Origin of the sequence: Morganella sp. HSTU-ASny43 (assembly GCF_022819185.1) — a bacterium.
Lineage (GTDB): Bacteria > Pseudomonadota > Gammaproteobacteria > Enterobacterales > Enterobacteriaceae > Morganella > Morganella morganii.
Genome location: NZ_WSPG01000006.1, coordinates 62,221 through 74,698, shown reverse-complemented (window position 1 = coordinate 74,698; position 12,478 = coordinate 62,221). Strand labels below are relative to the sequence as shown.

8 protein-coding genes are annotated in these 12,478 nt (G+C 53.8%); 3 read left to right on the top strand and 5 right to left on the bottom strand.

Annotated features, from left to right (window positions below; all coding sequences use genetic code 11):
* The first annotated feature begins 116 nt into the window (after positions 1-116).
* Positions 117-1,283, top strand: coding sequence for a CyaA/EF/ExoY family adenylyl cyclase toxin (locus tag GN208_RS04825; RefSeq protein WP_015422575.1), 1,167 nt, complete (start codon positions 117-119; stop codon positions 1,281-1,283).
* 76 nt (positions 1,284-1,359) lie between these two features.
* Here the strand turns inward: GN208_RS04825 and serS are convergent, their stop codons facing one another.
* The 5 genes from serS to lrp all read right to left on the bottom strand — a co-directional run bounded on the left by serS (position 1,360) and on the right by lrp (position 9,084).
* Positions 1,360-2,652 carry a serine--tRNA ligase gene (gene serS / locus GN208_RS04820; RefSeq protein ID WP_004235811.1) on the bottom strand — a complete coding sequence of 431 codons (1,293 nt, stop codon included), beginning with the start codon at positions 2,650-2,652 and terminating at the stop codon, positions 1,360-1,362.
* Between the two features lie 216 nt (positions 2,653-2,868).
* Positions 2,869-4,212: a replication-associated recombination protein A gene (locus GN208_RS04815; RefSeq protein WP_015422574.1), complete on the bottom strand. Its 1,344-nt coding sequence runs from the start codon at positions 4,210-4,212 to the stop codon at positions 2,869-2,871.
* A 7-nt stretch (positions 4,213-4,219) separates the two neighbouring features.
* Positions 4,220-4,831 (bottom strand): outer membrane lipoprotein chaperone LolA, encoded by a 612-nt coding sequence (gene lolA, locus GN208_RS04810; protein ID WP_015422573.1) that lies wholly within the window; start codon positions 4,829-4,831, stop codon positions 4,220-4,222.
* A 62-nt stretch (positions 4,832-4,893) separates the two neighbouring features.
* On the bottom strand, positions 4,894-8,451 hold the full coding sequence (locus tag GN208_RS04805; RefSeq protein WP_015422572.1) for a DNA translocase FtsK 4TM domain-containing protein: 3,558 nt from the start codon (positions 8,449-8,451) through the stop codon (positions 4,894-4,896).
* A 138-nt stretch (positions 8,452-8,589) separates the two neighbouring features.
* On the bottom strand, positions 8,590-9,084 hold the full coding sequence (gene lrp / locus GN208_RS04800; RefSeq protein ID WP_004235807.1) for a leucine-responsive transcriptional regulator Lrp: 495 nt from the start codon (positions 9,082-9,084) through the stop codon (positions 8,590-8,592).
* Between the two features lie 560 nt (positions 9,085-9,644).
* Here lrp and trxB point away from each other — a divergent pair.
* Together trxB and cydD are read left to right on the top strand one after the other, a co-directional pair.
* Positions 9,645-10,604, top strand: a complete 960-nt coding sequence (trxB, locus tag GN208_RS04795; RefSeq protein WP_004235805.1) for a thioredoxin-disulfide reductase — start codon at positions 9,645-9,647, stop codon at positions 10,602-10,604.
* A gap of 104 nt (positions 10,605-10,708) precedes the next feature.
* On the top strand, positions 10,709-12,478 hold the full coding sequence (gene cydD, locus GN208_RS04790) for a cysteine/glutathione ABC transporter permease/ATP-binding protein CydD (RefSeq protein WP_015422571.1): 1,770 nt from the start codon (positions 10,709-10,711) through the stop codon (positions 12,476-12,478).

Sequence of the window (12,478 nt, the reverse complement as noted above, 5' to 3'; positions counted from 1 at the left end):
AAACAGAAAATATAGTCAGCCTGTAATCTTATTTATACTGTTTCCGGTTGTTTTCTGACACTTTTTTCCTGCCAGTTTTTTATCCTGACCTTTTGGCAACAATGGATAATCAACACATGTACAAGATCTCCGGCTCACCTTCTTTACCCGATTCTGTCAGTCCCCCGGAAATATCATCGCCCCCGCTTTCTTCCGATGCCACAGCCGCATTCCCGGGGCTGATAACAGACCGGCAAACCGTCATTTCACAGACAGGTATCGCTGCAGAGCATCTTGCCCCGCTTCAGGCATTAGCTGAAAAGCAGCAACTGGTGATCAGCTTCCGTCCGGTTGAGGCGACCGCAACCGGCCTTATCAGTGCCGGTTACCCGACCAAAAATTTTAATATCAAAGGGAAAAGTGCCAACTGGGGGCCGATGGCCGGCTTTATTCCGGTTGATCAGTTTTACAGTAAACTGTGCGGACAGAAACATAAGACTGAACTGATGAACAGGAAAGTCGCAGAATGCCTGCGGGATGGGCATGCTATCGCAGATAATCTGCAAATAACCGGTTCGCGTATAAACGAACTGGTTGATATGGGATTACTTACCCGCCATCAGCCGGATAAAAACGGATTTATCACACTCGAAAGCAAGTCGCCTCATGGTCATCTGCATTTATTCACCGCGAAACCGGCTGAAAATGATTTATATGCTATCTATGTGCAGAAAGATGATACACCGGTACGTGTTCTCTGTTCCCCGCAGCTGAATAAACCACTGACCGCTGACTATGACCTGATGATTGTGGCTCCCCGTACGGAAGATTTCGGCAGTCAGGATATTCCGTATAACCCGGATGTCAGCGCAGACGCATTTGCGGAGAAACGGCCTTATCTGCTGCGCCGCGGGTCGACAAAAGAGATTATCCGCCGTGAATTACTGGAGAGGGAAGATCCTCATTTTGGTAATAACACCCCGAGAATCACCGCGCTGATCCTACAGATTAATGCAGTTCTGTTTCGCGGGGAAGGCAGAGAAGTCGTGCATCACAGTATGGATGCCACTAACCCTTTTTCTGAGATGGGGGCCAATTTCCCTGCCACCTTTTTCCTGCCGGAGCCGCTGGACGGATTACCGCAAATGCTGCTGGCAAACGATATTGAGGGTTTGCGGACAGTGATCTATACACTGGAATGTCATGGCTTTATGGTACCCCATAACCCGCTGTGGAGTGATGAGATCCCGTCACTGCGCCGGGAAAGCTTTGAAGCTACCAGAAAACTGTTTAATACCCTGTGATGGTTCAGGGATATAAAAAATCCCGCAGATTTTCACCGGCGGGATTTTTATCAGATCAGTGACAACTGACCGGCAATCAGCCGATATGTGTCAGACCTTTCATATACGGACGTAATACTTCCGGAATTTCGATACGACCATCAGCCTGCTGATAGTTTTCCATGATAGCCACAAGGGTACGGCCGACAGCCAGACCGGAGCCGTTCAGGGTATGAACCAGCTGTGGTTTTTTATCATCTTTACCACGGAAGCGAGCCTGCATACGGCGCGCCTGGAAATCCCAGCAGTTAGAGCAGGATGAGATTTCACGGTAGGTGTTCTGCGCCGGAACCCAGACTTCGAGGTCATAGGTTTTACGGGAACCGAAGCCCATATCGCCGGTGCACAGCAGCACTTTACGGTATGGCAGGTTCAGCAGCTGTAATACTTTCTCAGCGTGGCCGGTCAGTTCTTCCAGAGCTTCCATGGATTTTTCCGGATGCACAATCTGAACCAGCTCAACCTTGTCAAACTGGTGCATACGAATCAGACCACGGGTATCACGGCCATACGAACCCGCTTCGGAACGGAAGCACGGTGTATGAGCGGTCATACGCAGCGGCAGATCAGCTTCATCCAGAATTTCGTCACGGACCAGGTTGGTGACAGGCACTTCGGCTGTCGGGATCAGCGCATAGCTGCTGGTTTCCGCTTCTTCTTCCAGTGGTTTGGTATGGAACAGGTCACCGGCAAATTTCGGTAACTGACCGGTACCGTACAGCGTATCGTGGTTAACCAGATACGGTACATAGATTTCCTGATAGCCGTGCTGTTCTGTGTGCAGATCCAGCATGAACTGTGCGATAGCGCGATGCAGGCGGGCAATCTGGCCTTTCATCACGACGAAACGCGCACCGGTCAGTTTGACGGCAGCCGGGAAATCCAGGCCATCAGTCATTTCGCCCAGTGAAACGTGATCGCGCACTTCGAAATCATACTGCTTAGGTGTGCCCCAGCGGCTGACTTCAGGGTTATCGCTGTCATCTTTACCAAACGGCACTTCGTCTGCCGGAAGGTTAGGAATATTCAGAGCAATGGTGCGTAACTCGGCCTGCACTTCATCCAGCGCAGATTTGGCAGCATCCAGTTTATCCCCTAACAGGTTCACTTCACGGCGCACTGCTTCAATGTCTTCACCGCGGGCTTTCGCTTCACCAATGGACTTCGATCGGGAGTTGCGTTCAGCCTGCAGAGTTTCAGTTTCAACTTGTAAAACCTTGCGGCGCTCTTCGAGAGTGCGCAGCGTGTCCACATCCAGGGTAAAACCCCTGCGAGCCAGTTTTTCGGCAACCGCGTCCAGCTCATTACGCAGTAAATTTGGATCGAGCATGCTATTCCTGTGCTTGTTGTTATAACGTGAGTGTCAGTAACGGAGATGCAACCGGCGAAAAGTGTTTTCCTGCTTTCCGGCAGTGCGGCTGTTATTAACGCAACTGTGAAACGTCTTAATCCGCCCGGAAACCCGCACTGTATGCAGGATGAACATTCTGAGTGTTTTAAGCCATTTACCTATTCTTACATTTCACACCTTACCGCAACAGCGGCATTAACGGTAGCGTTTTATCGGGCTATTTTGATCCTGCTCAGCAAGCCAGGCGAGTTTCTCGCCGATTTTTCCTTCCATGCCCCGGTTTGCCGGAAAATAGTAACGGGTATCACGCATTTCAGGCGGAAAATAGACTTCTCCGGCAGCATACGCATTCGTTTCGTCATGGGCGTAACGGTACTCTTTGCCGAGCCCCATTTCTTTCATCAGTTTGGTCGGCGCGTTGCGCAGATGCTCCGGCACGTCATAATCCCGCCCTTCTTTTGCGTCACGCATCGCCGCTTTGAAGGCGGTGTAAACGGCGTTACTTTTCGGTGCACAGGCGAGATAAACAATCGCCTGGGCAATCGCCCGCTCACCTTCCGCCGGTCCCACACGGGTAAAGCAGTCCCATGCTGAAATGGCGACCTGCATGGCGCGCGGATCCGCATTACCGACATCTTCTGATGCAATCGCCAGCAGACGACGCGCCACATAGAGCGGATCCCCGCCTGCGGTGATAATCCGGGCATACCAGTAGAGTGCGGCATCCGGTGCCGAGCCGCGCACTGACTTGTGCAGCGCGGAAATCAGGTCGTAGTAGCGGTCGCCTTTGTTATCAAAGCGGGCGCTGCGTTCCCCGCTGACTTCCTTCAGCAGTTCTGTGGTCAGAACACGTTTGCCGTCAGCACCGGTTTCGGCCATATCCGCCATCATTTCCAGCACATTCAGCGAACGGCGGGCATCACCGGCGACCAGTTCGGCCAGCAGTTTACGGGTCTCATCCGGCAGGACGATATTTTGTCCGCCCAGTCCGCGCTCAGAATCATTCAGCGCCTGAATCAGAACCGCTTCGATATCTTCCGGTGACAGGGATTTGAGCAGATAAACACGGGCGCGGGATAACAGTGCGGAGTTGAGTTCAAATGACGGGTTTTCGGTGGTGGCACCGATAAAGGTGACTGTACCATCCTCAATATGCGGCAGAAATGCATCCTGCTGGCTTTTATTGAAGCGGTGTACCTCATCCACAAACAGAATGGTGCGGCGCCCCAGATTACGGTTCTGACGCGCCCGCTCGATAGCTTCGCGGATCTCTTTTACCCCGGAGGTCACAGCGGACAGGCGTTCGATATCCGCATCCGCATAGTGGCCGATCACTTCCGCCAGGGTGGTTTTCCCGGTGCCCGGCGGTCCCCACAGAATCATGGAGTGGAGCTGTCCGGCGCGGATAGCCCGCGGCAGCGGTTTGCCCTCTGCCAGCAGGTGAGTCTGTCCGATATACTGTTCCAGTGTCCCCGGCCGCATTCTGGCGGCCAGAGGCTGGTAATCGTTTTGCGAAAAATCGAGAGAAAAGTTAGTCACTGACGCCTCATTGACGCTGATCGTCCAGCGTAACCCCCTTCGGCGGTGTAAAGGTGAATTTGCTCATATTCACATCAGTACTCTGCTGCCCTTTGAGCTGATAGCTGCTTTTCTGGCCATCCTGCTCAACGGCGGCAAACTGCTGAATAATACCGTCCGGAGTTACAGTGATAGTAAATAATTTCAGATTGCCGTCGCTGGTTTTCGGTTTCAGCTCAAAGCTGTCGCCTCGCTGGCTCACCATGTACTGCTGCCAGTCAGCCGGGTCGTTACGCGTGATCAGCATAAACGGGGTATTTTGTGTGGCATCTTTCAGCCAGGTGGCAGTAACCTGCTCAACAAACGGGTTATAGAACCACAGTGTTTTGCCGTCAGAGACCAGCACACTTTCATCCGGCGCGCTCATCTGCCAGTTGAACAGGTTCGGGCGTTTCACCCATAAATCCCCTGTTCCTTCCTGAACCAGTGCGCCGTCAGCATCAGTGACGGTCTGTGCGAAATTCGCATGGAAACTGTTCACTTTTCCCAGACGTGACTGAAGGTCACTGCGGGTATCTGCGTGTGCTGCACTGACTGCGACACCTGCCAGAAGGCAGGCTGTGATAAACACCTTTTTCATGTATGCATTCCTGATGATGCGTTCGGATAAATCAGACGCCGCCTTTGCAGGCAGCGGCGTCATTAAAAGTTATTTGAGGACGGAGCCAGTACTTCGCGGTTACCGTTATGGCCCGGTTCACTGACAATGCCCTGTTCTTCCATTTCTTCCACGATCCGCGCCGCCCGGTTATAACCGATGCGGAACTGACGCTGAACACCGGAAATGGAGACCCGCTGTTTTTCTGTGACGAATTGTACCGCCTGATCGAACAACGGATCCAGATCTTCCCCGCTGACAGAACTGCCGCCTTCTCCGTCATCGCCACCACGGGTGATATTATCGATATATTCCGGACGACCACGGGCTTTCCAGTCATTCACCACATCATGCACTTCCTGGTCACGGACAAACGCGCCGTGAACACGCAGCGGCGCATTGGCACCCTGCGGCAGATAGAGCATGTCCCCGTTACCCAGCAGAGATTCCGCGCCGCCCTGGTCGAGGATGGTTCGTGAGTCAATCTTACTGGATACGGTAAAGGCAATACGGGTCGGGATGTTGGCTTTAATCAGACCGGTGATAACATCCACTGACGGACGCTGTGTCGCCAGTACGAGGTGGATCCCCGCTGCACGGGCTTTCTGTGCCAGACGGGCGATGTGTTCTTCCACTTTTTTACCGGCGGTCATCATCAGGTCAGCAAATTCGTCCACCATGACCACAATATACGGCTCTTTTTTCAGAACCGGATGCGTCATTTCCATGCTGTCTGTCGGTTTCCAGAACGGATCCGGAATCGGCCGTCCCATGGATTCCGCCATCAGGATTTTTTCGTTATAGCCCGCGAGGTTACGCACCCCGAGAGCAGACATCAGTTTATAGCGCCGTTCCATTTCCGCCACACACCAACCGAGAGCATTGGCGGCGTCTTTCATGTCGGTCACCACCTGGGTCAGCAGGTGCGGAATGCCTTCATAAACAGAGAGTTCCAGCATTTTCGGGTCGATCATGATAAAGCGGACTTCTTCCGGTTTCGCTTTATACAGGATGCTGATAATCATGGCGTTTACGCCGACCGATTTACCGGAGCCCGTTGTACCGGCGACCAGCAGGTGCGGCATTTTACCCAGATCCGCCACCACCGGCTGACCGGAGATATCTTTCCCCAGCACCACAGAGAGCGGTGATGGCGTATCGCGGAATTCATCGCAGTCCAGCACTTCGCGCAGATAGACGGTCTGACGTTTTTCATTCGGCAGTTCCAGCCCCACATACGGCTTGCCCGGGATAACTTCCACCACACGCACCGCTACAGTCGAGAGTGAACGCGCCAGGTCGCGGGACAGGTTGGAAATACGCGAGGCTTTCACGCCCGGTGCCAGATCCAGCTCAAAGCGGGTGATCACCGGACCCGGTTCATAACCGACCACACGGGCTTTGATGCGGAAGTCATTGAGCCGCGCCTCAATCAGACGGGCTGTCTGCTCCATCGCAAATTCATCCACCGGCTCAATGGTACCCGGCGGTGAAGCCAGCAGATCCAGAGACGGCATCGGGGTGGTTGATTTCGGCAGCGGCTGGTCATTGCGGACCAGGAACGGATGGAACAGGCTCTCTTCCATCTGTTTTTGTAACTGTGCTTCCTGTGACGTTACCGGTGCCGCATTCTGCTGTGGTGCGGCAACAGGTTCAAAGCGCTGAGCAGCGGTCTCCAGTGCGGCATAAACCGGAGCCGGTTCTGCCGCAGGGGCGGTGACCGGTGTCGGGATAAACAGCGGCACTGCCGGTTCCGGATCCACCAGATCCTCCACCGGAGAGAAGGCTTTCAGTTCGGCCAGATCAGATAAAATAGCGTCAGCCTGCCCGCTGTAGCGCTGTTGCTGCATCTGCATAAACTGCGCCTGAAGACGCTGAGCTTCCTGCTCATCTTCATCGTCTTCTTCTGCCGCCGGGTGAACATCCGCTACCGGCGGTGCGGATGCAAAGGAGTGATGGCTGACCGGTGCCTGATAGGCAGATGCAGCCGGGATAAAGGCGGAGGATGTACCGGTGGTAATTTCCGGTTCAGTTACTGCCTGCACCGGCTCTGCTGCCGGAGACATGTCCGTCTCATCATCACCGTAGCGGTTACGCTGCTGCGTCATAAACTCATCACGCAGACGCGCCTGTAATACGTCGTCTTCATCCGGCTCAGTCTGTGCGGCCTGATGTTCCGGCTGATGCAGTTGTGCAAATTCATCCTGCTCACGGCGCAGACGTTCAAGTTCCGCGTCACGCTGAGACGGAATGCGGATGCCGTAAAGCTCGCGCCGGGTCGGGAGGCGCACCGGATTCGGACGCGGCAGTTCAGGGCCGAGCCCCTGTTTGACCTGTACGGCACCAAAAGCCGCCGCTGCGGTTGCTGCGGCCGCAGAGCTCAGATGTGCGCTGCCGTTATCACCGGTATCCGGCACATCAGGCAGGTCGAACGTAAAGACCGGTTCTGTACGGCCGCTTCCCGCAAACGGGTTTTCCCATTGCGGTGCTGCCGGTTCAGGCTGAATATCCGGTAGATTGATCGGGGCATTCAGGTCAACGGTTGTCCGGTAAGCATCCGGGACATCAAAACGGTAGTGTTCAGGTTCATCCGCAGCCGGTGCGGTGTGTTCCTGTTCAGCCGGTTCCTGTGCATGCACAACAGGCACCACAGATTCAGCGGCGGTTTCCGGATATGCGGAGAGATTCTGTACCGGGGTCAGCAGCGGATCGCTGTTATCCGCCGGATCCTCATAATGTGCCTGATGCGCCAGTTCCGCCGCATTTGGTGCGGAAAACAGCACATCGTCCGCATCATCGTATTCACGGTACTGTGCAGTCTGAGTCTGTGCCTCACTGTCAGGCGCAACAGCAGTCAGAGCTGCGGCAGTTGCTGTCTGCGGTATGTTGTTGTGCTCTGTCTGCTCATCCGTTTTCTCATCGTCGTAGTACTCGTCCTCATCGTCATATTCACGGTCGTCGTGATACTGATCGTCATAACGGTCACGGGAGTGATTGGTGATGAAGGTAATCGGGGAAAGGACCGCTGCACCGGTTTTTTCGGCGATGGTGATCCACGACCAGCCGGTCAGCAGCATCAGACCGATAGCCCAGAGACTGAGCAGCGCGAGTGTCGCGCCGAGGGCATTAAACCACGGCATCAGCGCAGAGCTGAATAAACTGCCGATCACCCCGCCTGCCGCGAAGTTCTGCATATCATCCACATTCAGGGATGCCAGGGCACAGGATGAGAGAATGAGTGTCAGCCCCCCGATGATACGCATCGAGAGTGAGAAAAAGTCCACGTAATCTTTATTTTCATTACTGCGGAAGGCCGACCAGCACCCCAGAATCATCAGCGGGGGTACGGTGTAAGCCAGTATGCCAAAGGCGGAAAAGAGAATATCCGCAAACCAGGCCCCGATACTGCCGGCCAGATTCTTCACCGGCTCATGCCAGGTGGTCTGGGACCAGCTCGGGTCTGACGGATTAAACGATAAGAGAGCAACCAGCAGAAAGACGGCGCACAACCCGATCACAATAAGGACGGCTTCCAGCAACCGGCGGCCGCTGCTGATTTTTCTGAATTTGATGTGTTTGTCTTCTGTATATTCCTGGCTCATGTCATTTCCTGACGCAACGTCCGGTTTTTTCCTGTCAGTAAAACGGAACAACGCTGAGGGTAGCTCAGCGTTGAAACTGTATGCATAAACAGGAGTGTAACTGATTTATCCCGTTTTGCACATGACGCAGGAAACAAATTAACGGGTCTTGATGACCAGACGGTTACTTTGTTTGACCTCTTCCATCACCACGTAAGTACGGGTGTCGTTCACGCCCGGCAGACGCAGAAGAGTTTCACCCAGCAGTTTGCGGTAAGCCGACATGTCCGGCACACGAGTTTTCAACAGGTAGTCAAAATCACCGGAAACCAGGTGACATTCCTGAATCTCTTCCAGCTTCTGCACGGCGGTGTTGAACTGTTCAAACACATCCGGTGCCCCGCGGTTAAGGGTAATTTCCACGAATACCAGCAGGGAGGCATCCAGATAGTGCGGATTCAGCAGCGCGGTATACCCGGTGATAAAGCCCTGACGCTCTAAACGGCGCACACGTTCCAGACACGGAGTCGGAGACAGACCCACACGTTTGGAGAGTTCGACGTTAGAGATACGGCCATCTTTCTGCAATTCGTTAAGAATATTCCTGTCGATTCTGTCAAGATCTTTACCCGGACGCTTTTTGTTATCAATCATCTCGTTATCTCTCTTATTTACTATTTTCCTACACCCATAACACTTCCTTTACCTGACGGAACAAAATCAGCATCGGAAAACATGTTTTCAGGCCAATTCTTTGCATTTCTGATTATTAGAATACGCAACCGGCGCCAGTTTACCGGAACATTCAGATTATTATCGCTATAGTCGTAAGCTGAAATTACCATGCTTCGTCATCAGGACAAACACATCACCGGTGTAACAGGATGTATTAACCCGACGGATAAAAATCTCTTACACTGATGTTTTCGCAAATGCGCAGCCGATTGTCAAAGCAAATGAACAAAAATCAGAACAACCTGTTGAAGAAAATGACAGAAAAACGTTTCGCTGACAAACAGGACGTGCTTTTGGTGTGATATTCAAACAACTTAGGAATCTTCTGAATAATCACTTTCTCGTACAATCGCCTGAAAATCTACTCATTTCCGGCTGATTTCAATTTTGTGCTCTGCCGTTTTTATTCCTTTTTTTACCCCTTCGTTTCTCCTACAATCCTGTACACGCTTTTTTGCCATTCTGTTAATGAGGTGTTCATGAACGCAACCCGACACAGTAAATTAATTATTCTGGGTTCCGGCCCTGCCGGATATACCGCTGCGGTTTATGCGGCACGGGCGAATTTAAATCCGGTACTGATTACCGGGGTGGAAGTCGGTGGTCAGTTAACCACCACCACCGAAGTGGAAAACTGGCCGGGTGACCCGGAAGGTCTGACCGGGCCGGTCCTGATGGAGCGTATGCAGGCTCACGCCGAAAAATTTGAGACTGAAATCATCAATGACTACATCACTGACGTGGATTTCAGCAAACGCCCGTTTACCCTGACCGGGGAAAATACCTATACCTGTGACGCGCTGATTATCGCCACCGGCGCATCCGCCCGTTATATCGGCCTGCCGTCAGAAGAGGCCTTCAAAGGCCGTGGTGTGTCCGCCTGTGCCACCTGCGACGGCTTTTTCTACCGTAACCAGAAAGTCGCAGTGGTCGGCGGCGGTAACACTGCCGTGGAAGAGGCGCTGTATCTCTCCAATATCGCGTCAGAAGTGCATCTGATCCACCGCCGTGACAGCTTCCGTGCTGAAAAAATCCTTATCAGCCGTCTGATGGATAAGGTTCAGAACGGCAATATCGTTCTGCACACTGACCGCACCCTGGATGAAGTACTCGGCGACCAGATGGGTGTGACCGCTGTCCGTCTGCGTGACACCAAAAGTGACGCAACCGAAGAGCTGCCGGTGATGGGCTGCTTTATCGCCATCGGCCACAGCCCGAATACCGGTATTTTTGAGGGACATCTGGATCTGGAAAACGGCTATATCCGTGTTCAGTCCGGCACGCACGGTAATGCAACACAGACATCCGTTCCGGGTGTGTTTGCCGCCGGTGATGTGATGGATCATATCTACCGTCAGGCGATCACCTCTGCGGGAACCGGATGCATGGCCGCACTGGATGCCGAGCGCTATCTCGACAGCCTCGCAGACAGCAAATAATCCAGCATTTTCAGGGCGCTATATCTGTAGCGCCTTTTCGTGTACCATGACATTATCCTGCTGATTTCAGCCGTATTTTTACTTATCACCTGCATACAGAAAAAATGGATAAATCAAGACAGTCAGAACTCGTCCGCTGGTTAAAACTTCAGGCGGCACCGGCCCGGCGATGGTTACGCCTCTCGATGTTGCTGGGTGTGCTCAGCGGTTTACTGATTATCGGCCAGGCCTGGTGCCTCGCTGTCCTCCTTCAGTCCCTCATTATGGAGCACGTGCCCCGCGAACAGCTCCTCACTCCGTTCACTGTACTGGTCATACTGTTTATTGCCCGCGCCGTTGTTGCCGCGATCCGCGAACGGGTCGGGTTTATCTGCGGACAGGTGGTGAGACGTGATATCCGCCGGACAGTACTGGATAAACTGGAACAGCTCGGGCCGGTACGGGTAAAAGGCAAACCGGCGGGCAGCTGGGCGACAATTATTCTCGAGCAGATTGATGATATGCAGGATTACTATTCCCGCTATCTGCCGCAGATGACCCTGTCCGCCACCATACCAATGATGATTCTGATCACGCTGTTCCCGATCAACTGGGCGGCAGCCCTGATTCTGCTGGTGACAGCGCCGCTGATCCCCGTTTTTATGGCGCTGGTGGGCCTGGGTGCCGCCGATGCCAACCGCCGTAACTTTCTGGCCCTGAGCCGCCTGAGCGGCGATTTCCTCGACCGCCTGCGCGGGCTGGAAACCATCCGCTTCTTCCACCGTGGTCGTGAGGAAGTGAAACAGATTGATGACGCCACCGAGGATTTCCGCTCGCGCACCATGGAAGTGCTGCGCATGGCATTCCTCTCCTCCGCTGTGCTGGAGTTTTTCGCGGCGATCTCGATTGCTGTCGTCGCGGTTTATTTTGGTTTTTCCTATCTCGGTGAACTGAATTTCGGCAGCTACGGCATGGGTGTCACGCTGTTTGCCGGGTTTATTGCTCTGATCCTCGCGCCGGAGTTTTTCCAGCCGCTGCGTGACCTCGGTACCTATTACCACGCCAAAGCACAGGCGGTGGGCGCGGCAGAATCCCTGTTTACCCTGTTATCCGCCGAAAACAATGATGACGAATTACCGGGCACAGAACCGCTGGCACCGGCAGAGCAGATTGCTGTTACCGCAACCGATCTGGTGATTTTTGCCCCGTCAGGGGAAAAACTGGCCGGGCCGCTGAATTTCACCCTGAATGCCGGACAGCGTATCGCGCTTGTCGGCCAGAGCGGTGCAGGGAAAAGTTCGCTGCTCAATCTGCTGCTGGGTTTTCTGCCGTATGAAGGCAGTATCCGGATCAATCAGCAGGAGCTGCGTGATATCCGCCCGGAAAGCTGGCGGACACAGCTGAGCTGGGTGGGACAAAACCCGCATCTGCCGGAACAGACCATTCTGGACAATATCCGCCTGAGCCGCCCGGATGCCTCTCCTGAGGAAATCACGGCGGTGATGGAAAAAGCCTATGTGACCGATTTTATTGATTCGCTGCCTGACGGGGTCAATACCGTGGTCGGGGATAATGCCGCGCGGCTCTCTGTCGGCCAGGCACAGCGGATTGCAGTGGCACGTGCCCTGCTCAATCCGTGCCATCTGCTGCTGCTGGATGAGCCTTCCGCCAGCCTGGATGCCCACAGTGAGGAGCGCGTGATGCATGCCCTGAATGAGGCGGCACATCAGCAAACCACCCTGCTGGTGACACACCTGCTGGAAGAAACCCGTGACTATGATGAAGTCTGGGTGATGGATAAAGGTCTGATTATTGAACAGGGCAGCTATGCTGCTCTGCAACAGCAACAGGGTGCATTTGCACAGCTGCTGTCACACCGGACGGGGGATCTGTAA